The following is a 23,184-nucleotide window of genomic DNA, read 5'->3' on the forward strand; positions in this document are numbered from 1 at the left end:
TCAACAAGAACGAATTGGCGGGGAAATATTTAGAAAGGTTTCTCAAGGCTGGTGCTCTGCATTGCATCGCACACTCAAGCGATGACGCAGAGCGTCCAGAACTGCATGCCTAAGCGGAGCATCGCACGGTAGTTAAAACCTTGTGGGAGCGAACTTGTTCGCGAAAGGGCAGGTACATTCTCCAAAAATGTACCGGCTGAACTACCGTCTTCGCGGACAAGTCCGCTCCCACAAAAGCACGATTACTTGAGTTCTGCAGGACCGGGGTATAACGCTGGCGCGGAGCGTTGGCACGGAAATCAATAAACAACTACTTATCCGAATGCCCCTGCGCCATGGCCACCACCACTTTGCGTTTGCCGGTGAACGGTGCACGGGAGTGGGCGGTGAGCATGTTGTCGAGCATCAGTACGTCGTTTTCCAGCCATGGGAAGCTGACGGTGCAGTCGTCGAGCACGCCACGAATCTCGTCCAGCAGGCTTTCTTCGAGGGGTGAGCCGTCGCCGTAGTAAACATTGCGCGGCAGGTCTTCTTCATCCACGACATCCAGGAGGGTTTCGCGCACTTCCGGTTGCAGGTTGGAGATGTGAAACAGGTGCGCCTGATTGAACCAGACGGTATCGCCGGTCACTGGATGGCGGGACACAGCCTGGCAGATCTGCCGGGTGCGCAGTTCGCCGTCGTCTTTCCATTCGCACTCGATGTTGTGCGCCCGACAGTAGGCTTCGACCACGGACTCATCTTCGGTGTTGAACACCTGACTCCATTCCACATCGAGCCCGTTGCCGTAGTTACGCACGTACATCAGCTTCTTTTCGATGAAGCGATCACGAATACGCGCCGGAATGCGCCGGTAGATCTCACGGCTGTCGGCAATCGGCGTTTCGCCACCGGTCTGCGCCGCGATCATGCTGTAGAACCAGATCTTCATCGGCCAGTCCAGCGTGTAGGCCTGCTCGTTGTGCAACGGGATGCTCTGATGCGCCGGGTATTCGGTGGAGGTGTACACACCCTTGGTCACGTTACTGCGCGGCGTAGAGCCAAACTCGTAGTTGAGCAGCGGATCGCCGAAACCGGCAGCGAACTCACGAAACGCTTCCGCACCGCCGACGTCGAAGCCGCGAAACAGAATGCCGCCCGCGCTGTACAGGTGCGCGGCCACCAGTGGCTTGAGTTCGCCCAGCGCTTCCATCAAGTCCAGACCGGGCTCGGGTGCCTGTACCAGCATGGGCAAGCTGCCCGCCCCTGCAAGCAGCGGCCGGATATCCAAACTCAACGCATGACTCATGATGTCTCTCCCTTGATGGCAAAAGCGCCCGAACCCCTGCGGCCTGGCGCAACACCAATGTCCAGATTGAACGTACTTCGCCACGAGAAAATTAGCCGCCCAGCCCCTTTTCCTGAGCTATGTGGGGGGTTCAGATCGCTCTGAAACAATTTTTTTCATTTAAACGCAAAATATTCCTACAGGAATCTCATTCTCATTCGTCTTTAATTGAATGCGAGGCTTTATATCGCCCGCGCGTACAGACAGAAGGTGTCGCTTTGCGGCTGCTTTACATCGTGAATCGAGATTGTTTATCCATGTCGAAGAAGTCCCGTTCAAAAATCTGGTTTCTCGTCCACAGCTGGCTTGCCCTGCCCATCTGGTTTTTTGTGCTGATCGTCTGTGTGACCGGCACGCTGGCGGTCATCAGCAAGGAAATCATGTGGCTGGCCAACCCGGAGATGCGTGACAACCGCCCCTCCGACGACGCCCAACGCATGAGCTTCGAGCAGATTCGCGCAACCATCGAGCGCAACGAGCCGGACCTCATCGTCGGTACGATCATGCAGCCTGACGGCGATTACTTCGCCCTGAGCGTGTTCGTCACCTACCCGGACGGCCGCTCGGTGCCGGCTTACGTCAACCCTTACACCGGGGTGATTCAGGGCCTCACGCCGTCGTTCGACTTCCGCCGCTTCACCCGCGCGCTGCACGGTTGGTGGCTGGTGCCGTTCACCAATGGCTATTCGTGGGGCTGGTACCTGGTGTCGATTCTCGGCCTGCCCCTGCTCGCGTCGCTGGTGACCGGGCTGGTGGTCTACAAGAAATTCTGGCGCGGTTTTTTCAAGCCGGTACGCTTCAGCCAGGGCCCGCGAATTTTCTGGGGCGACCTGCATCGCCTCAGCGGCGTGTGGTCGATCTGGTTCATCGCGGTGATTTCCATCACCGGCACGTGGTTTCTGATTCAGGCGATTCTTGGCGATAACCAGATCAGTATCTCGAGCAAATCCCAGGTCGCCTCGATCATTCCACACAGCGCCGTGCCGCTGACTGCCGACGGCCGCCCGGCACCGACCATCAGTCTGGAAAAGGCCGTGGAAATCGCCAAGGAGCGGATTCCAGGTCTTGAAGCCAGCTTCATCACTCCGCCCTTCAATGCCTACAGCAACATGCAGGTTGGCGGGCGCAGCTGGTATCCGCTGATGTTTCAGACCGCCGAAATCAACCCGTACAGTGGCGAAATCGCAGCGTCACACCTGTTGTCGGACCGCAACAAGCTGGAGTTCGTCACCGAATCCATGCGCCCGCTGCACACCGGCGACTTCGGCGGTATCTGGATCAAGCTGATCTGGGCGTTCTTCGGCCTGCTGTTGAGCATGATGGTGCTCAGCGGGTTGCTGATCTGGAGCAAGCGCACCGCGCTGGCGACGCTCAATGCCCTCAAGCGTGAGTCCAGAACCAGCCCGGCCACCTTCACCCCGGCATCGACTCCGGACACCACCCACTCGCCACTGGCGACCCGCACCCCGGAGAACAGCCTGTGAGCAAGGCCGCTGTTGCACAACCTGCATCGTCGCTGAGTCGTTTCTGGTACAAGTGGCGCTTCCACATCAACGTGCTGCTGGTGCTGATTCCGCTGGGCTTCATGCCCAAGTACTTCTCCGACAATGCGCTGGATCGCGGCGATCAGGGCCTTGGCCAACGCGACGTCGGCGAGATTCAGGTCGGCCCGTGGAGCCTGCGTCTGGCCGAAGACCGTAACGAAGCCCCGCGCCTGTCCGGCCCGTCGGGCTACATGAAAAGCTTCAATGCCGCGCTGTGCAACGCCTGCATCGACCGGGTCAAGGCCACTTACCTGCGCATCGGCAAACCACGCAGCCTGCGCACCGCCGGGGTTATTTTCTTTGGCGGTGGCTACCGCATGAGTGCGTTCATGCAGATTCCCGAAAACACCAGCGCCGACTCAGACCTGTGGATCACCATGGAAGGCTGGGACGGCACCGTGCATCAGACTTCCATCCCGCTGCAACAGGCTTCGCCCACCACCGTGGCGTGGCTGAAAAAACAAGGAGCCAAACCATGAGTGCCCGCCCTTCCCTGCGCTGGCTGACGGCCAGCGCCCTGTGCCTGCTTGGCTTGAGTGGCAACGCACTGGCGCACAACCCGATGTGCGAATGCAAACAGATCGACAACGAGCAGATTCGCTGCACCGGCGGTTTTTCCGACGGCAGTGGTGCGCCGGGCGTGACCCTCGACGTGATCGGCTATGACGAAACCATTCTGGTACCCGGCAAGCTGGGTGAGGATTCGACCGTGACCTTCAAGCGTCCGGCTTCCGAGTTCTATGTGCTGTTCGATGCCGGCCCCGGCCATGTGGTGGAAATCGATCAGGCGGACATCCCCAGCCCATGAGTGCGCCAACCCGACAAATCGTCCGCCCGGCCGGCGCCGGGCATGAAACCCTGTACGTCCTGCTGCTGTGCCTGCTGATCCTCGGCGTCGCGGCCGGAGTCGTCAGCCTGCACCGTGATACTCAGGAAACACACAGCCTTGCCAGCCATCAACTTGATGCGCGACGAGACCTGACCGCTGCCGAACAAGGCATCTACGCCGACCTGCGCGTGACCCTCGACGAAATTCGCCTGCTGGCAACCGAACAGCAAACCCCTGTTACCCCGCAACAACTGGGTGACGAGGGCTTTGCGCCGTTCGCCCAGGACGCCAGTTCGGTGAGCCGTGGCGGTCACGAGTGGCAAATGTTCGAGCAGTCCTATCTGGGCCTGAGCCAGACGCCGAACGTGGCCGGCTCGTTTCTGATGCGCATCGATTCGGACAACCAGCCTGACATCTGGATCAACCGCAGCGCCTCGATCGCACCTGTCAGCGACCTCGGCGACAAAGCCCTGGTCGACGCGGGCTGGAAACAGGTCGTCGCGCAATTCGATGCTGGCGTAACCCGTCAGCACCCACACTGAAACTTCGCATTCCTTTGAAAGAAGACCGCTTGCCCATGCCTATTTCATTCAAACGCCGTCCCTTGCTGCGCGTCCTGTTGGCAGGGTTGTTTGCCGCCCTGCTGGCACCGTCCAGCTACGCCGCCGACCCGGCCAAGCGCCTGCGCATCGGCATCACGCTGCACCCGTATTACAGCTACGTGAGCAATATTGTCGGTGACAAGGCCGACGTCGTGCCGCTGATCCCGGCCGGTTTCAACCCGCATGCCTACGAACCGCGCGCCGAGGATATCAAGCGCATCGGTTCGCTGGACGTGATCGTGCTCAATGGCGTCGGCCACGACGATTTCGCCGACCGCATGATCGCCGCCAGTGAAACGCCGAACATCAAGACCATTGAAGCCAACGCCGACGTGCCGTTGCTGGCCGCCACCGGGGTTGCAGCACGCGGCGCAGGCAAGGTGGTCAACCCGCACACCTTTCTGTCGATCAGCGCGTCCATCGCCCAGGTCAACAACATCGCCCGCGAGCTGGGCAAGCTGGACCCGGACAACGCCAAAACCTACACCGCCAACGCCCGCGTCTATGGCAAGCGACTGCGGCAGATGCGCGCCGACGCCCTCGCCAAACTGACCAAGGCCCCCAACGCCGACCTGCGCGTGGCCACGGTACATGCCGCCTACGACTACCTGCTGCGTGAATTCGGCCTGGAAGTGACAGCAGTGGTGGAACCGGCACATGGCATCGAGCCCAGCCCGAGCCAGTTGAAAAAGACCATCGACCAACTGCGCGAACTGGATGTGAAGGTGATCTTCTCGGAGATGGATTTCCCGTCCACTTACGTCGACACCATCCAGCGTGAATCCGGGGTCAAGCTGTACCCGCTGTCGCACATTTCCTATGGCGAATACACCGCCGACAAGTACGAGAAGGAAATGGCCGGCAACCTCGACACCGTAGTGCGGGCCATTCAGGAGTCGGGCACATGACTGTCGCGCAGAACCTCGACATCGTCAGCCAGGGGCCAGGCATCGAGTTCAACCAGGTGAGCCTGACCCTGGGCCGCACAACGATTCTCGACCGCGTGCATTTCAACGTGCGCGCTGGCAGCGTACACGCGCTGGTCGGGCCGAACGGCGGCGGCAAAAGCTCGCTGATCAAGACCCTGCTCGGGCAGACACCGCATCAAGGCCAATTGAGCCTGCAATGGCCTGCCGCGCCGGGCCTGATTGGCTATGTGCCGCAGGCGCTGGAGTTCGATCGCGGCTTGCCGATGACCGTCGACGATTTCATGGCTGCCATGTGCCAACGACGCCCGGCGTTTATGGGCTTGTCGAAACACTACGCGGCAGCAATTGGCGATGCGCTGGAACGGGTCGGCATGCAGGACAAGCGCAAGCGGCGCATGGGCGCGTTGTCCGGTGGTGAACGGCAGCGCGTGCTGCTGGCGCAGGGGCTGATTCCTGCGCCGCAATTACTGGTGCTGGATGAGCCGATGTCGGCTCTGGATGAAGCTGGCATTCAAGTCTTCGAGCGCCTGCTCGGTGACTGGCGCCGAAGCGGTATCACCGTGCTGTGGATCGAGCACGATCTGGATGCAGTACGGCGGCTGGCGGATCAGGTGACCGGGCTCAATCGCCGCGTATTGTTCGACGAGCCTGCCGCCACGGCACTGACGCCGGAACGCCTGCTGACGTTGTTTTCTGCTCATCCGCGCACTGCTGATGCTGTTAACGGGAGCGCCGCGTGATGGATTACGAAACGTTTCGCCTGTTCATTCAGGGCCTCGCTTCATCCGGCTATCTGCCGGAGGCGCTGGCCTATGGCTTTGTGGTCAACGCCCTGTTTGCGGGCCTGTTGATCGGCCCGGTGCTGGGCGGTCTGGGCACGCTGGTGGTGGTCAAGCGCTTTGCGTTCTTCTCCGAAGCGGTGGGCCATGCGGCACTGACCGGCGTGGCCATCGGTATTCTGCTCGGTGAGCCGTACACCGGGCCTTATGGCGCGCTGTTCGGCTATTGCCTGCTGTTCGGTATCGTCCTCAACTACCTGCGCAACCGCACCGGACTGGCACCGGACACGCTGATTGGCGTGTTCCTCTCGGTGTCCCTTGCGCTCGGCGCAAGCCTGCTGCTGGTGCTGGCCGGCAAGATCAACGTGCACATTCTGGAAAACGTGCTGTTCGGCTCGGTACTGACTGTCAACGGCAATGACCTGCTGGTGTTGCTGATCGTTGGTTCGCTGGTCATGGGCCTGAGCCTGCCGTTATACAACCGCATCATGCTGGCCAGCTTCAATCCGCAACTGGCTGCAGTGCGCGGTGTGGCAGTGAAGACGCTGGATTACCTGTTCGTGATCCTGGTCACGCTGATCACTGTTGCAGCCGTGAAAGTCATCGGCGCGATTCTGGTCGGAGCGTTGCTGGTGATTCCAGCGGCGGCGGCACGCCTGTTGAGCCAGTCGCTGAAAGGCTTTTTCTGGATATCGGTGGCGATTGCTACCGTCAGCACCCTGTGCGGCATTCTGCTGCCTATCGTCTTCGACCTGCCTGTGCCGTCCGGCGCGGCGATCATTTTGGTGGCTGGCGTTGCCTTTGCCCTGGCCGCCATCGCCCGCGGCACGCTGCCCGGCCTGAAAGGGAATATTGGATAAATGCCTACTTTACGTACATTGACCCTGGCGCTGGCCATGACCGGCCTGTTCAGCAACAGCCTGTATGCCGCCGACGCCAAAGCCGACAGCGCTCAACCGGTACGGGTGCTGGCCAGCCTGCCGATTACCTACGGGCTGGGGGAAATTCTGCTCAAGGACAGCGGTGTAATGCTGGAACGCGCTGCCGCGGCCAACCTGCCCGGCTCGCGCCAGACTGCTTACTTCACAGGGCGCGGTGCCGATGCATTGCGCGGCTTGGCGAACAACGCCGATGCGGTAATCGGCTTGCGGTCGATCTGGGCCGATGACCCGCTTTACCCGAACGCACGCCGCAGTAATATTCGCATCGTCGAAATTGATGCAGCCCGCCCGGTGGACGGTGGTTTACCGGGGATTGCCGTGCAGCCGGGCCAGGGCACTGACGGGCTGAACAGTCAGCCGTGGCTGGCGAGCAACAACATGGGGCGCATGGCCGATGTGCTGGCGGCGGACCTTGTGCGCCTGGCGCCGAGCGCAAAGCCGAAGATCGAGGCCAATCTGGCGGCGTTCAAGCAGCAACTGCTCAAACTGAGTGCCAGCAGCGAAGCGGCACTGGCCGGTGCCGACAATTTAAGTGTGGTGAGTTTGTCAGACCGCTTCGGCTACCTGATCAGCGGGCTGAATCTGGAGCTGATCGACAGCCTAGTGCTGACCGACGAACAGTGGACGCCCGAGGCATTGAGCAAACTGAGCGCGACCCTCAAGGATAACGACGTGGCGCTGGTGCTTGATCATCGTCAGCCGCCAGAAGCGGTGAAGTCTGCAATTGAAGCGGCAGGCAGCACGTTGCTGGTGCTGGGGATTGATGGCGCTGATCCGCTGGCGGAGTTGCAGGGGGATATTCAGGGGGTTATCGAGGTGCTGGCTGGCAAGGGGTGAGCTTATCGTTGCTCACGCTCCAGCGTGGGGAATGCAGGTCGCGAACCTCTGCGTCGCACGATAGCCGCGCGGAGCATCGGCACGATAGTTGAGATTATCGTTCCGCACGCTCCAGCGTGGGAATGCAGGTCGCGACGCTCTGCGTCGCAAGAGGACGCGGAGCGTCCAGAACGGCATGACGACGCGGAGCGTCGCACGATAGTCAGTTATCGTTGCGCACGCTCCAGCGTGGGAATACAGGTCTCGACGCTCTGCGTCGCAAGAGGACGCGGAGCGTCCAGAACGGCGTGACGACGCGGAGCATCGGCACGATAGTTGAGATTATCGTTCCGCACGCTCCAGCGTGGGAATGCAGGTCGCGACGCTCTGCGTCGCAAGAGGACGCGGAGCGTCCCGAACGGCATGACGACGCGGAGCGTCGCACGACAGCCTGGTTGGTCTACCAGCCAATCAGGCCGTCTGCGCTTCCATTTTCTGGCGCAGGCTCAGGGGGCGCATGTCGGTCCAGACTTCTTCGATGTAGGCCAGGCACTCTTTCTTGAAGCCGCTTTTGCCAACGGTGCGCCAGCCGTTGGGGATGGCTTTGTAGTCGGGCCAGATCGAATACTGTTCTTCGTGGTTGACCACAACTTGAAAGACGATGTCTTCCCGATCGAATACTGAAGTCATTGCTGCTCTCCGTGTTGGTTCAGTGCTGCTGTGCCAATTCATAGCAGCTATAGGGATTGAACGTATCGCTACGTCGAAAAATTAAAGCTGTGCGACAGCGGCGTTGAGTGCGCGACCAAAGATTTCGGCCACTTCGTCGACCTGCTCGGCGGTGATCACCAGCGGTGGCAGGAAGCGCACCACGCTGCCGTGTCGACCACCCAGTTCCAGAATCAGCCCGCGCTTGAGGCATTCGCGCTGGACCAGCGGGGCCAGACGGGCAAATACCGGCGGATGACCCTGCGCATCGCGCGTACCGGCCGGATCGACCAATTCGACACCCAGCATCAGCCCGCGCCCGCGAATATCGCCCAGTTGCGGGAAGTCACGCTGCAAGGCATGCAAGTGCCTGGACAGACGCGCGCCCATCGCCGTCGCGTGCTCGCAAATATTGTGTTCCTGAAGATAGCGCATTACCGCCGAACCGGTAGCCATCGCCATCTGGTTGCCACGGAAAGTTCCTGCGTGGGCACCTGGCAGCCAGGTGTCGAGCCATGAACGATAGACCACCACCGCCAGCGGCAGGCTGCCGCCGATGGCTTTGGACATGACCACGACGTCCGGGATGATCCCGGCGTGTTCGAAGGCGAACATCTTGCCGGTGCGGGCAAAACCGCTCTGGATCTCATCGACAATCAGCGCCACACCGGCCTTTTCAGTAATACGCCGCACGCCGCGCAACCAGTCCAGGTCAGCAGGAATGACCCCGCCCTCGCCCTGCACCACTTCAAGAATGACCGCTGCAGGCAACTGCACACCGGCTTCCGGGTCGTTGAGCAGGTTCTCCAGATAATGCAGGTTGGCGCGCACGCCCTGTTCGCCGCCAAGCCCGAACGGGCAGCGGTAATCATAGGGGTACGGCAGAAACTGCACGCCTGTGCCGAGCAACGCGCCGAGCGGCTTTTTCGGCCCCAGGCTGCCCATCAGGCTCAACGCGCCCTGGCTCATGCCGTGATAACCGCCCTGAAACGACAGTACCGTACTGCGTCCCGTGGCAGTGCGTACCAGTTTCAACGCGGCTTCCACCGCATCGGTGCCGGTCGGGCCACAGAACTGAATCTTCGCGTCATCGGCCAGCGCTGGGGGCAACAGACCGAAAAGGTCCTGAACGAACTGGTCTTTGACTGGCGTGGTCAGGTCCAGGGTGTGCAGCGGCAACTCATCACTGATCACCTGCTGAATCGCTTCGATGATCACTGGATGGTTATGCCCCAACGCCAGCGTGCCCGCGCCTGCCAGGCAATCGATGAAGCGCCGCCCTTCGACATCCTCGACGTGAATGCCCTTGGCTCGCTTGAGCGCCAGCGGGATACGCCGCGGGTAACTGCGCGCATTGGATTCCTGGCGATTTTGCCGCGCCAGCAATGGCGACTCTTCGAATTGGTAGAGCGTTTCAGCCGCTGCCGGGGCAACCCGTGTCAACTGATCATCGATAAGCCTGGTAGCAACTGACATCTGTGCAACCCTCAATACGCTGGTTGAATGACCTGATGCATGACGGTTGGCCATGCGGGCTCAGGCGTTTATTCCTTCCCTTGAAAACGCGCCAGCGAGCTGCGGATTTACACCCGGTAACGAGTTTTTTATCCGCAACGCCAGCGCGCCGACGAGAGGCCGATCAGAGCCCTTCCAGTTCCGCCATCAAGTCCGCCAGACGGTCGAATTTCTGCTCGTCAACCTGCGCTCCGCCAAGGCTTTGCAGATGCTCGGCCAACGCCTGAACGGTGTTGAATTCGAACATCGCCCGCAATGGCACGTTGCGCTGCAACAGCTTCTGCGCACGGGTGACGACCTGGGTAGCGAGCAGCGAGTGCCCTCCCAACTCGAAGAAGTTGTCGGTAATGCCCACCCGCTCGACCTTGAGCACATCGGCCCAGATGGTCGCCAGTTGCTGCTCCATCTCGGTCTGCGGCGCGAGGTATTCCTGCTGCGCCTGACTGACGTCCGGCGCAGGCAAGGCCTTGCGGTCAAGCTTGCCGTTCGGCGTCAGCGGCATGGCCTCCAGAATCACCAGATGCGCAGGTACCATGTAGTCCGGCAGGCTGGCTTTGAGATGGTTTTTCAGCTCGTCTCGTAGCGCATCGGGATCCTGCGTGGCAGCGCTTGGCACCAGATAGGCCGCCAGCACTTTGCCCAGCGGACCGTCGACGTCCAGTACCACCGTCTCGCGGATCGCCGAATGCTCCAGCAAGCGGGTTTCGATTTCGCCCAGCTCGATACGATAACCGCGAATCTTCACTTGGTGATCGACCCTGCCGACGTACTCCAGCACGCCGTCCTTGCGCCGCCGCGCCAAGTCACCGGTGCGGTATAGACGCTCGCCCGGTGCACCGAACGGATGCGGCACGAACACCGGCACGCTGCGCGAGGGATCAGCGACGTAACCACGGCCGACTCCGGCCCCGGCCACGCACAGCTCACCCACTGCGCCCAGCGGCACGAGGTCCAGCGCTTCGTCGAGCAGGTACAGGCGGTTGTTGTCGGTCGGCGAACCGATCGGCAGATAAGCGCTGCGTGTGGACGCTGCATCAACGCGGAAGAACGCCACGTCGTCGGAACACTCAGCCGGGCCATAGGCATTTACCAGCCCAATCTGCGGGTAGCGTTGCAGCCACTGGCTGGCCAGCTCGGGCGGCATGGCTTCGCCGGTAGGCAGCATCCAGCGCAGGCTGTCGAGCGTTGCCTGCTGCTCGGCGAGCAGGCCGGTTATCAGCGACGGCACGCTTTCCAGCACGCTGATGCGCTGGGCCTGCACATGCGCCAACAAGGCCTGCGGGTCGCGGGCGATGTCGTTCGGCACAATGTCCACCCGCGCGCCAAACAGCGGCGCAGCGAGGAACTGCCAGACCGAGATGTCGAAACTCTGCGAAGCGGTCTGGGCGATGACATCTCTTTCGCTCAGGCTCAGGTACGGCACCTTGCTCAACTGGTTGTTGAGCATGCCGCGCTGCTCGACCATCACGCCCTTCGGCAGCCCGGTGGAGCCGGAGGTGAAAATCACGTAAGCGAGGTTTTCCGGTGCGCTGTAGCGGCCGGGGTTGTGCTGCGCTGATTCGCTCTGCTGCACAGTTTCCCAGACCAGCAACTGCGGACGAGTGGACTCGGGCAGCGCTTCAAGTAGCGCCCTGCCCTGTTCCAGACATTGCGCGCTGCACACCAGCAGCGGCGTGCCGCTCTGGCCGATGATGCCGCTCAGTCGCGAATCGGGCAGCGCCGGGTCCAGCGGCAGGTAACCGCCACCGGCCTTGAAGCTGCCGATGATCATGCCCGGCAGTTCAACGCCACGCTCGGAGAGCAAGGCAACCGGCTGATCGAAACTGACACCGGCCTCGATCAGGGCATGGCCCAGACGGTTGCTGGCAATATTCAGCTCGGCATAACTGAGCTGGCGATCCAGGCAACTGACCGCAATGCGCTCGGGATGCTCCACGACCTGTGCTTCGAACAGTTCGACATAGCTTTTATCCAGCGGGTACGCGTGCTCGCTCTGGTTGCAGCCCTCGATCAGGAACGTGCGTTCCTGCTCGCTGACCAGTGCCAGTTCGCTCATGTCGCCGTGGAAGCCCTCGATCAGCGCCAGCAGCAGACGCTTGAACTCGCCGAGCATGTTCTGCACGGTGGACTCATCGAAATAACGCTGGTCGTAAGACAGATGCAGGCCCAGATCATCACCCGGATAGCAGACGGCCGTCAGCGGATAGTTGGTGTGGGTGCGACCGGAATCCGACGTGGCGTTGAGGCTTTGCGCACGGTCGAGCACCGAAACTTCCACCGGTGCGTTCTCGAACACGAACAGGCTGTCGAACAGCGGCTGGCCTTTGGGCAGTTCGCTGTTTTCCTGAATGGTCACCAGCGGCAGGTATTCGTACTCGCGCAGTTGCATGTTGCTGTCCAGCAACTGGCTCAGCCACTGGCGCACGCTGCAACGCTGATCGTCGCCGGGCATGCCGACGCGCAGCGCGATGGTGTTGATGAACAGCCCAACGGTGCGCTGCATTTGCGGCAGTTCCACCGGACGACCGGCCACCGTGACGCCGAACACCACGTCGCGATCACCGCTCATACGCCGCAGGGTCAATGCCCACGCTGCCTGGGCGAAGGTGTTGACGGTCAGTTGATGCTGCTGCGCCAGCTCGCGCAGTCGTGCGCCGTCGCGTTCATCGAGACGGGTGTAGCAATCGCCCACGACCATGCCGCCGCTGTCGCCCGCATGTTCACGCAGGAACGGCCGGTCGCTGGGGATCGGCGTCGGCCGTTCGAAGCCGCGCAGGTTGTCTTGCCACCAGTCACGCGCCTGCGCCAGGCCACGGCGCTGCAGCCAGCCGATGTAGTCGCGATAACGCGGGGCAGGCGTCAGTTGTGCTTCACGACCTTCGCCCAGCGCAGTGTAGATATCGAAGAAGTCGTTCATCAGCAGCGAACGGCACCAGGCATCGATGAGGATGTGGTGGTTGCTCATCATGAACCAGTAGCGCGCTTCATCGACGCGAATCAGGCGCAGGTGGAACGGCGGCTGATCGAGCAGGTTGAAACCGGCCTCGCGCTCGGACTTGAGCAAGGCCTGCAAACGCGGCTCCTGCTGGTCCTCCGGTACGTCACGCCAGTCCAGATAATCAATCGGCGTGCTACCCGGCTTGTGGATGACCTGCAGCATGGTTTCGCCGATGTCCCAGCAGAACGAGGCGCGCAGCGCTTCATGACGGGCGATCACCGCCTGCCAGGCCTGGGCAAAACGCTCTGGGTCGAGCGCGCTGTTGATGCGATAGCGGTCCTGCATGTAATACAGGCCGGTGCCCGGTTCCAGCAGGGTGTGCAGCAGCATGCCCTCCTGCATTGGTGTCAGCGGGTAGACGTCCTCGATGTGCGTCGCAGCGACCGGCAGTGCGTCGAGTTGCGCCTGATCCAGATCGGCCAGCGGGAAGTCCGAAGGCGTCAGGCCACCGCTGCCATCGCTCAGGCAATGGGCAATCAGCGCCTGCAACCGGGCCAGGTAATCCTGCGCCAGCGCTTCGATGGCGGCGGGTTGATAACGCTCGGCACTGAAAGTCCAGCGCAGCAGCAGTTCGCCGCCATACACCTGGCTGTCGATGCTCAGCTCGTTGGGCAGCGGCGCATGCGGATCGTGGGCCGCGCCCGCTGACTCTTCCAGCGGACGGAACAACGCATCGCTGGCGAAGCTCTGGTCGAACTGACCGAGGTAGTTGAAGGTGATCGGTGCCACCGGCAGCGCCTGCATGGCGGCTTTGCTGGCACTGTCGGCCAGATAGCGCAGCACGCCATAGCCCAGGCCTTTGTGCGGCACCTGACGCAGCTGCTCCTTGATCGCCTTGATCGACTCCCCCGGCGCTGCATCGCCAGCCACTGCTGGCGTGAGGCGCAGCGGATAAGCGCTGGTGAACCAGCCGACCGTGCGGGTCAGGTCGATGTCGTCAAACAGGGTTTCGCGGCCGTGCCCTTCCAGCTGGACCAGCGTCGATGGTTGCCCGCTCCAGCGGCAGACCACTTGCGCCAACGCCGTCAGCAGCAGGTCGTTGACCTGAGTGCGGTATGCGCTGGGTGCCTGTTGCAGCAGTTGTCGGGTACGTTCGGCATCCAGCCGCACGCTGACGGTTTGCGCATGACGATTCTGCTGGCCGCCCTGCGGGTTGTGGCACGGCAACTGCGCCACTGGACCGCCAAGCTGACGCTGCCACACGTGCAGCTCTTCACGTAACGATTCGTTACCCGCGTAGGCCTGCAAACGTGCGGCCCAGTCACGGAACGCACTGGTCTTGGCGGCAAAGCGCACTGGCGTTGCTTCGCTTAACTGTCGATAGGCAGTTTGCAAATCGTCGAGCAGCACCCGCCACGAAACGCCATCGACCACCAGGTGGTGAATGACCATCAGCAGACGTTGCTGACCCTGCGGACCATCGACCAGCAAGGCGCGCAACAGCGGGCCGTTTTGCAGGTCGAGGCTGCGCTGGGTGTCGGCGTACAGCGCGGCACATTCGGCCATGTCGGCGACCTGCGCCTGTATTAACAGGGTTTCGGCGGTGACGGCGCGGTGCTCGGCCTGCCATTTGCCGTTTTGCCCGGTGAAGCTCAGGCGCAGTGCGTCATGCTGTTCGAGCAGCGCCCGCAGTGCCTGCTCCAGCAGACGCGGGTCGAGTGCATTGATCGGTTCCAGCACCAGCGACTGGTTCCAGTGCTGACGCTCGGGGATCGGCGTGTCGAAGAACCAGTGCTGGATCGGCGTCAGCACGGATGCGCCTTGCAGTAGGCCCTGTTCGGCCTGAATCAGTTCGCTGGCGGTCGCCACGGCGGCCAGGGTCTGCACGGTCTGGTGCTGGAACAGATCACGCGGGCTGAAATGAATACCCACCTGACGCGCCCGGCTGACCACCTGAATCGACAGGATCGAATCGCCGCCCAGTTCGAAGAAGTTGTCGTTGAGGCCGACTTTCTCCACATTCAGCACCGCACACCAGATCGCTGCCAGCTGTTGCTCCAGTTCACTGGCCGGGGCTACGTAATGCTGACGATTGAGTTCCGGGTCCGGTGCAGGCAATGCGCGTCGGTCGAGCTTGCCGTTGGCGGTCAGCGGCATGCTGTCGAGCAGGATCAGGTGAGTTGGCACCATGTAATCCGGCAGTTGCGCCTTGAGGTGCGACTTGAGCGATTCACGCAATTGCGCCTGCTGCTCGTCGCCCTGCCCGGCCACATCACTGACCAGATAACCCGCCAGTTGCTTGCCCGACGGCGTGTCCAACGCCAGCACCACGGCTTCGCGGATGGCCTCGTGTTCCAGCAAACGGGTTTCGATTTCCCCCAGTTCGATACGGAAGCCACGAATCTTCACCTGATGGTCGATACGCCCCAGATATTCCACCAGCCCATCGGCGCGCTGGCGCACCAGGTCGCCGGTTCGATACAGACGCCCGCCGTTGCTGGCAAACGGGTCGGCCACGAAGCGCTCGGCGCTCATGCCGGGGCGCTGATGGTAGCCCTGCGCCAGACCGGCACCGCCGATATACAGTTCGCCGCTCGCGCCCTGTGGCACCAGGGCCAGATCGGCGTCGAGAATATAGGCAACCCGCGCCCCGACCACACGACCGATCGGTACGCTGGCTTCGCCCTCTTCCAATTGCTGCGGGGCCAGGCTGGCCAACGGCATGACCACGGTTTCGGTCGGGCCATAGGCGTTGAACAACAGTTCCGGCTGGAAGACTGCGCGAATACGCTGCAAGTGTTCACCGGTCAGCGCTTCACCGCCGGTGATGCACATGCGCACCGGCAAGGTCTGGCCTTGAGTGGCCAGCCACTGCGCCAACTGGCTGCCATAGCTGGGGGTGAAGCCGAGAATATTGACCTGCTGCTGGCGAATCAGCGTGCAGATTTCTTCGGCGTCCCACTGGCCTTGGGCGCGCAATACCACGCGCGCACCGCTGAGCAGTGGCACCAGCAGGCGCTCAGTGGCGGCATCGAAGTTGATCGAATAGAAATGCAGTTCGCAGTCATCGGGCTGCATGTCGAAGCGACGAATCACCGCCTGACAATGCATGGCGATTTCACCGTGGGACACCACCACCCCCTTGGGCTTGCCGGTAGAGCCGGAGGTGTAAATCAGGTACGCCTGATGCTGCGGCAGGCTGATAAACGGCAGTTCATCGGTTGAGAAAGACGCCAGCAGCGGCTGATCGTCTTCCAGGCACCAGCGGGCCACACCGGCAGGCAGCTCGCCCAGCGCGGCAAACAGCGCACGGTCGCTCAACAGCAGGCCGACGCCGCTGTCTTCGATCATGTAGTGCAGGCGTTCCAACGGATATTCCGGGTCCAGTGGCACGTAGGCACCACCGGCCTTGAGGATCGCCAGCAGGCCGACGACCATGTCCAGCGAGCGCGGCAGCGCCAGGCCGACGCGAACCTGCGGGCCGACGCCGCGCTGGCGCAGCATTCCGGCCAGTTGGTTGGCGCGGGCGTCCAGCTCGGCGTAGCTCAGGGTTTCCCCGGCAAAGGTCAACGCAGGCGCATCTGCGCGCAGCCGGGCCTGCTCGGCGAACAGGCTGTGAATGCACTGATCAAGCCGTTGTTCGCCGGCTTCGACGCCCAGGCTGTCGAGCAGTTGCTGACGTTCGGCGTCCTGCAACAGCGGCAGTTCACTCAGGCGCTGTTGCGGGTCGGCGAGCAGTGCTTGTAGCAGGTTCAGCCAGTGCCCGGCCATCTGCGCGATGCGCGGCTCGTCGAACAGATCGGTGCTGTAGGTCAGGCAGCAACCCAAGCGGTGATCCAGCTCAGTGACCTCCAGGTTGAGGTCGAATTTGGTGGCACGCGCATCGTTGACCAGATAGTCAACGGTCATGCCCGCCAGCTCGCGACTTTGCTGGAATTCCCAGCGCTGCACGTTGCACATCACCTGGAACAGCGGGTTGTAGGCCGCGCTGCGTGGCGGTTGCAGGGCTTCGACCAGATGATCGAACGGCAGGTCCTGATGCGACTGGCCTTCAATGACGGTGTGACGAACCTGTTCGAACAGCTGCGCAACGCTCATTTGCCCGTCAAGCTGCACGCGCAGCACCTGGGTGTTGAGGAACGCGCCGATCAGCCCTTCGCTTTCCGGACGGATGCGGTTGGCCACCGGCGCACCGATGCGCAGGTCATTCTGGCCGCTGTAACGGTAGAGCAGCACCGCCAGTGTGGCGGTCATGGTCATGAACAGGGTCAAGCCATTGCGGGCGTTGAACGCGCAGACTTTGGCGGCCAGTTCGGGATTCAGGTCGAAACGGTACAGTTCGCCCTGGTGACTTTGTACCGCTGGGCGTGGCCGGTCAGCGGGCAGTTCCAGCAGCGGATGCTCGTTACCCAACTGCGCGGTCCAGTAATCCAGCTGGCGCTGGCGCTCGCCCGCCTCCATCCACTGACGCTGCCAGACACTGTAATCCAGATATTGCACCGCCAGCGGTTCCAGCGGCGACGGCTTGCCTTGCAGAAATGCTTCGTAGAGCAGGCCCAGTTCGCGAGCGAAAATGTCCATCGCCCAGCCTTCGGTGACGATGTGGTGCAGGGTCAGAACGAAGTAATGCTCAAGATCAGCCGCCTTGACCAGACAGGCACGCAGCAGCGGACCGGTCTCCAGATCAAAAGGCTGATGCGCCTCGCTGTCGGCCAGTGCCTGAAGGCGCTGCTGACGAAGCTCGGCAGGCAGGGCCGAGTAATCCTGCCATTGCACGCGCAGGCCGGTCTGTTCGCTGACCTTCTGGCAGGCTACGCCGTTGACGCTCGGGAAGGTGGTGCGCAGGGTTTCGTGGCGCAGGATCAAGGCTTGCAGCGCGGCTTCGAAACGTTCGATATCGAGCACGCCGTTCAGGCGTGCCATGCCGCCGACGTTGTACGCCGGGCTGTCCGGTTCCATCTGCCAGAGGAACCACATACGCTGTTGGGAATAAGACAGCGGCACCGCTTGACTGCGGTCGACACGGGCGATCGGTTGCAGGCTGCTGCGCTCGCCCGACAGCTGAATGGTTTGAACCTGTTCGACAAACGCGCCCAGCTCGCTGGCTTCGAACAGCGCACGCAACGGCAAATCGATATCGCAGACCTGACGCACCCGGGAAATGATCTGCGTGGCCAGCAACGAGTGCCCGCCCAGCTCGAAAAAGTCGTCGCGCAGGCCGACGCGCGGCACGCCCAGCACCTGGCGCCAGACAGCGGCGATCTGCTTTTGCAGGTCGGTTTGCGGCTCGACATGCTCGCGAGTCTGCCATTGAGGCTCGGGCAAGGCGCGTCGATCCAGCTTGCCACTCGGGCTCAGCGGCATGCTGTCGAGGCGCACCAGCTGCGCCGGGACCATGTAATCCGGCAGTTCCAGAGCCAGCGCCGATTTGATGCGCTCGGCCTGAACATCCTGCCCGGCTTCGGCAGTGTAGTAACCGATCAGTTGCGGGCCGGCGGCGGTTTCGCGCACCAGCACGGCAGCATGACCAACACCCGGCTGGGCCAGCAGACGGGCTTCGATCTCCTGCGGTTCGACGCGAAAGCCACGCAGTTTGACCTGCTGATCCAGACGCCCAAGGTATTCCAGCGCACCGTCAGCGGCCCAGCGCACCAGGTCGCCGGTGCGGTACAAGCGCTCACCCGGCTGGCCCAGCGGATCGGCGATAAAGCGCTCGGCGGTCAGGCCCGGACGATTCAGGTAGCCACGCGCCAAGCCGATGCCACCGATGCACAGTTCCCCGGCAACCCCACGCGGCAGCAGGTTGAGCTCGCTGTCCAGCACCCGGCACAGCACGTTACCCAGCGGACGACCAATCGGTGAACGCAGGCCGTCGCTAACCTGACATTGCCAATGGGTGACGTTGATCGCAGTTTCGGTCGGGCCATAACGGTTGTGCAGTTGTACGCCCGGCAGATGCTCCAGCACCCGGTTGCGCAGTTCGCTCGGCAACGCTTCGCCGCCAGAGAACAGGCGACGCAGGCTGGTGCATTGCTGCGCCAGCGGCTCGTTGACAAACAGCTGTAACAGGGGCGGCACAAAGTGCAGCGTGGTCACATTGTGCTCGTTGACCAATTGCGCGATGCGATGCGGGTCGCGGTGTTCGCCGGGGCCTGCCAGCAGCAGTCGGCAACCGGTAATCAGCGGCCAGAAGCATTCCCAGACCGACACGTCAAAGCTGATCGGCGCCTTCTGCATCAGCACGTCGCTTTCATCCAGCCCATAAGTGTCCTGCATCCATTGCAGGCGCTCGGCCAGTGCCGCGTGGGTGTTGCCGACGCCTTTGGGCTGACCGGTGGAGCCGGAGGTGTAAATCACGTAGGCCAGGTTGTCGCCGTGCAGGTGCAGGCCCGGCGCGCTGACCGGCCAGTTGTCCAGGTGCAGCATGTCCATCGCAACCGTGCAGACCCCGTCTGCGCTCGGCAGGTCGCCGAGCAGATGGCTCTGGGTCAACAGCAGCTCGACGCCGCTGTCTTGCAGCATGTAGGCCAGTCGTTCAATCGGGTAATCCGGGTCCAGCGGCACGTAGGCGCCCCCGGCCTTGAGGATTGCCAACAGACCGATCAACAGTTGCGGCGAACGCTCGGCGGCGATTGCCACCTTGACGTCCGGGCCGACGCCCTTGTCGCGCAGGTAATGCGCCAGACGGTTGGCCTGGGCATGCAGGCTGGCGAAATCGAGGCTGCCGCCCTCCCACACCAGCGCGATGCGTTCCGGGGTTTGCAGCGCCTGACGCTCCAGCATTTCAGGCAGCCAGATGTGTGCAGGCGTGCAGGCGGCAGCGCTCCACTGCGCCTGTTCGGCCAGCTCGTCAGCGCCAAGTAATTGCACGTCGCCCAGCGCAACCTGCGCCTGCTGACTGACCTGGGTCAGCAACTGAACGTAGTGCCGCGCCAGACGCACGATGGTGTCGCGCTCGAACAGCTCGTCGGCGTAATCGAAGGACAGGTTGAGGCGACCGTTACGGTCTTCCTCGCTGTGCAGTTGCAGGTCGAACTTGGCCTCGCGGCTGTGCCACGGCAGTTCTTCGGCGAGCAGCCCCGGCAGACGACGCAGTGCGCCGAGGTCGCGTTGCTGGTGGTTGAACATGACTTGAAACAGCCCGCGTTCACGGGCCTGCGGAAACGCTTCGACCAGTTGTTCGAACGGCACGTCCTGATGCGCCTGAGCGTCCAGCGCGGCCTGGCGGGTCTGGGCCAGCAGTGTGGAAAACGGCAGGCGCGGATCGAGTTGCGCACGCAGCACCAGGGTGTTGATGAAGAAGCCGATCAGGCCCTGGGTTTCATGACGAGGACGGTTGGCACCGGGCACGCCGATGCGAATGTCGGTCTGCCCGCTGTAGCGATGCAACAAGGCCTGGAAGCCCGCCAGCAAGAGCATGAACGACGTTGATTGCCAGGCTTGCGCGGTGTTGCGTACGGCGGCGCTCAGCTCGGCACTCAGGCGCAGGCTGTAACGCGAAGCGCTGTGCTGCTGATGTGCCGAGCGCGGACGATCAGTGCTCAATTCCAGGGTTGGCTGCTCATCGCCCAGTTGCTGCTTCCAGTAGTCGAGCTGGCGCTCGGCCTCGCCGTTTGCCAGCCATTCGCGCTGCCATTGGCCATAGTCGGCGTAACGCAGTGGCAGAGGTGCCAGTTCCAGTGGCTGCCCCTGAACAGCCGACGCATAGAGCCGCGAGAATTCGTCGATCAGCACATTCAGCGACCAGCCATCGGCAATGATGTGGTGCAGCGTGACCAGCAACTGATGCTCTTCCTCGTCCAGTCGCAGCAGCGTAACGCGCAGCAACGGGCCGTTTTGCAGATCGAATGGCAGACGCGCCTGCTCTTCGCGGATCGCCAGCGCACGCGTCTGGCGTTCGTCGCTCGGCAGGTCGCTGATATCCAGAGTGTCGAAATGGAACTCACCGGGCGCGTCGATGCGCTGCAGGGCGACACCGTCATGCTCATAGAAGCGCGTGCGCAGCGATTCATGGCGCTCGATCAGGCGCTGGAAGCTGGTACGCAACGCCGTGGTGTCCAGTTCGCCACGCAGGTACAGACCACCGGGAATGTTGTAGGCGCTGCTTTGCGGGTCAAGTTGCCAAAGGAACCACAGGCGGTTCTGTGCCAGCGATTGTGGCAGATGCTCGTTGCCCGGCAGGCGGACGATAGCGTTCTGCGTCTGGCTGTCGCCTTGCGATGCGGCGATTTGAAGCGCTTCGATCTGCGCCGCAAAGGCGGCCAGCGTCGGCGCTTCGAACAGCAGGCGCAGGTTCAGGTCGATGCCCAGTGTTTCACGCAACCTTGCCACCACTTGGGTGGCGACGATGGAGTTGCCGCCCAGCAGAAAGAAATGATCGTCGGCGCTGACCTGCTCACACTGCAAATGCTCGCACCAGACGCTGGCGATCTGCGCTTGCAGGTCCGATCCTGTGCTCAGGGTCCGGTTTTGAAGCGTCGTATCGTTCGCGGGAAACACCGCGTAGCTGTCCAGGCTGCCATCGGCCAGACGCGTGCGGCAGGCCGAGCGCTGCAACTTGCCGCTGGAGGTTTTGGGCAGAGCGCCCGGATTGAGCAGCACCACAACGCTCGGCGCCTCCTGAAACGCCTCGGCAACGGCTTGGCGAATGATCTTGATCAGCGCCTCGGCGGACAGTATTTTCTGCACGCTGCGGCTCACTTCGGCAGCGATCCCAATGCCTTCGCTACCGTCCTGATTGACCGCAAATGCCGCAATACGGCCTTTGCGCACCACATCGACCTCGCGCTCGACGACTTTCTCGATGTCCTGCGGGTACAGGTTGTGGCCACGGACGATCAGCATGTCTTTCAAACGACCGGTGATGTACAACTCGCCATGCCGCTGAAAGCCCAGGTCGCCGGTACGCAGCCAGGTCTGGCCGTCATGCTGGACGAACGCCTTGGCGGTGGCTTCAGGGTTGCGCCAGTAACCGTGGGCGATGCTCGGCCCGCTGGCCCACACTTCGCCGATACGGTTTTCGTCCAGTACTTGCAGTGTGGCGGGGTCGGCAATCAATACGCCATGCCCCGGCTGGCCGGTGCCGCAGCTCATGACTGGCTGACCGTCGCCCAACTCTGCCACATTGCGCGCCAGCGCCTGCGCATTCAAACGCAGCGAAGGAATGCCTTTGCCGCGTTTGCCACCCGCTACATATAGCGTGGCTTCGGCCAGCCCATAGGAGGCCATGAAGCTGTCAGGCGTGAAGCCGCAACTGGCGAACTTATCGGCAAACGCATTCAGGCTGTCTTCGCGGATAGGCTCGGAGCCGGAATACGCCACGCGCCAGCGACTCAGGTCGAGCCGCTCCAGCGCCGAATCACTGACCCGCGCGCTGCACAGCTGGTAGGCAAAGTCGGGCCCGCCGCTGATGGTGCCGCCGTATTCGCTGATAGCTTCCAGCCAGCGCAATGGCCGCGTGAGGAAGTAAGCGGGGGCCATAAGGATGCACGGAACGCCACTGAAAATCGGCTGCAACAAGCCGCCGATCAGGCCCATGTCGTGGTACAGCGGCAGCCAGCTGACGATCACGTCGTCCGGATTGACGTCGATGCCAAAGCCATGACGAATCAACAGTTCGTTGGCAACCAGGTTGCCATGGCTGACCTGCACGCCCTTGGGCAAGGCGGTCGAGCCCGAGGTGTATTGCAGGAAAGCGATGTCGTCGGCCTGCAATTGTGGCCCCTGCCAATTGTCGGCAGACGCACTGTCCAGCGTATCGACGCAGAGCAGTTGCGGGGCATCGGCAGCAGCCAGCTCATCCATCTGCAGCAAGGCGGGCTGCAGGTCGGAACCGGTCAGTACCAGCCGTGGCTCGGCATCGGCGATGATCGACAGCAGCCGTTCCTGATGATGACGACGATTGGATTCCGGCGGGTAAGCCGGCACCGCAATGACCCCGGCGTACAGGCAGCCGAAAAACGCAGCGACATAGTCCGGCCCACTGTGAAACAGCAGAATTGCCCGATCACCCGGCACGGCTTGACGTTGCAGCGCAGCAGCGATGGTCCGCGCGCGCAGGTCCAGGTCACGGTAGGTCAACACCAGTCCCTGGTCTTTCTCGTCGGTGAGGAAACGCAGCGCCAGCCGATCCGGCGTGTGCAAGGCGCGACGCTGAAGAGCCTGGGCCAGAGTGTCGGGGAGTTCAAACGCATCCATGATGGAGTTCCTGCTAGATTCGGCGTGCCAGATAAGATCTGAATTTCAAAAAAAGACAC

General features: G+C 62.3%; 12 protein-coding genes. 8 read left to right on the forward strand and 4 right to left on the reverse strand.

All coding sequences use genetic code 11. The features are described from left to right. Window positions 1-310 precede the first annotated feature (310 nt). Window positions 311-1,288: a TauD/TfdA family dioxygenase gene (locus RYA97_RS04120; protein WP_005746825.1), complete on the reverse strand. Its 978-nt coding sequence runs from the start codon at window positions 1,286-1,288 to the stop codon at window positions 311-313. A gap of 296 nt (window positions 1,289-1,584) precedes the next feature. On the opposite strand from RYA97_RS04120, the gene RYA97_RS04125 reads away from it, so the two are divergent. From RYA97_RS04125 to RYA97_RS04160, 8 genes are read left to right on the forward strand one after another with little or no spacing between them, the layout of a single operon-like run. After that, window positions 1,585-2,811 (forward strand): PepSY-associated TM helix domain-containing protein, encoded by a 1,227-nt coding sequence (locus RYA97_RS04125; RefSeq protein ID WP_117140012.1) that lies wholly within the window; start codon window positions 1,585-1,587, stop codon window positions 2,809-2,811. After that, window positions 2,808-3,350, forward strand: a complete 543-nt coding sequence (locus tag RYA97_RS04130; RefSeq protein WP_117140011.1) for a thiamine pyrophosphate-binding protein — start codon at window positions 2,808-2,810, stop codon at window positions 3,348-3,350. The genes RYA97_RS04125 and RYA97_RS04130 overlap by 4 nt, the downstream gene beginning before the upstream one ends. Next, on the forward strand, window positions 3,347-3,679 hold the full coding sequence (locus tag RYA97_RS04135; RefSeq protein WP_004664615.1) for a hypothetical protein: 333 nt from the start codon (window positions 3,347-3,349) through the stop codon (window positions 3,677-3,679). Before RYA97_RS04130 ends, RYA97_RS04135 begins: the two co-directional genes overlap by 4 nt. Next, window positions 3,676-4,242, forward strand: a complete 567-nt coding sequence (locus RYA97_RS04140) for a DUF6162 family protein (RefSeq protein WP_316891942.1) — start codon at window positions 3,676-3,678, stop codon at window positions 4,240-4,242. The genes RYA97_RS04135 and RYA97_RS04140 overlap by 4 nt, the downstream gene beginning before the upstream one ends. Before the next feature lie 35 nt (window positions 4,243-4,277). After that, on the forward strand, window positions 4,278-5,210 hold the full coding sequence (locus tag RYA97_RS04145; RefSeq protein ID WP_117140009.1) for a metal ABC transporter substrate-binding protein: 933 nt from the start codon (window positions 4,278-4,280) through the stop codon (window positions 5,208-5,210). Next, complete coding sequence (locus RYA97_RS04150; protein WP_005746819.1) at window positions 5,207-5,971, forward strand: metal ABC transporter ATP-binding protein; 765 nt, start codon at window positions 5,207-5,209, stop codon at window positions 5,969-5,971. The genes RYA97_RS04145 and RYA97_RS04150 overlap by 4 nt, the downstream gene beginning before the upstream one ends. After that, the gene (locus tag RYA97_RS04155; protein ID WP_117140008.1) at window positions 5,971-6,870 is read left to right on the forward strand and encodes a metal ABC transporter permease; all 900 of its coding nucleotides are present in this window, start codon (window positions 5,971-5,973) and stop codon (window positions 6,868-6,870) included. The genes RYA97_RS04150 and RYA97_RS04155 overlap by 1 nt, the downstream gene beginning before the upstream one ends. After that, window positions 6,871-7,788: a metal ABC transporter substrate-binding protein gene (locus RYA97_RS04160; RefSeq protein WP_005782918.1), complete on the forward strand. Its 918-nt coding sequence runs from the start codon at window positions 6,871-6,873 to the stop codon at window positions 7,786-7,788. A gap of 450 nt (window positions 7,789-8,238) precedes the next feature. On the opposite strand, the gene RYA97_RS04165 is transcribed toward RYA97_RS04160, so the two are convergent. The 3 genes from RYA97_RS04165 to RYA97_RS04175 all read right to left on the reverse strand — a co-directional run bounded on the left by RYA97_RS04165 (window position 8,239) and on the right by RYA97_RS04175 (window position 23,125). Beyond that, the gene (locus RYA97_RS04165) at window positions 8,239-8,457 is read right to left on the reverse strand and encodes an MbtH family protein (protein WP_003304661.1); all 219 of its coding nucleotides are present in this window, start codon (window positions 8,455-8,457) and stop codon (window positions 8,239-8,241) included. An 81-nt stretch (window positions 8,458-8,538) separates the two neighbouring features. Further along, entirely contained in the window at window positions 8,539-9,951 is a 1,413-nt protein-coding gene (locus RYA97_RS04170; RefSeq protein ID WP_117140018.1) for an aspartate aminotransferase family protein, read from the reverse strand. A 163-nt stretch (window positions 9,952-10,114) separates the two neighbouring features. Next, on the reverse strand, window positions 10,115-23,125 hold the full coding sequence (locus RYA97_RS04175) for a non-ribosomal peptide synthetase (RefSeq protein WP_117140007.1): 13,011 nt from the start codon (window positions 23,123-23,125) through the stop codon (window positions 10,115-10,117). Window positions 23,126-23,184 lie beyond the last annotated feature (59 nt).

The sequence above is a fragment of the Pseudomonas syringae group sp. 26L6 genome, assembly GCF_032587815.1.
GTDB classification, from domain to species: domain Bacteria; phylum Pseudomonadota; class Gammaproteobacteria; order Pseudomonadales; family Pseudomonadaceae; genus Aquipseudomonas; species Aquipseudomonas amygdali.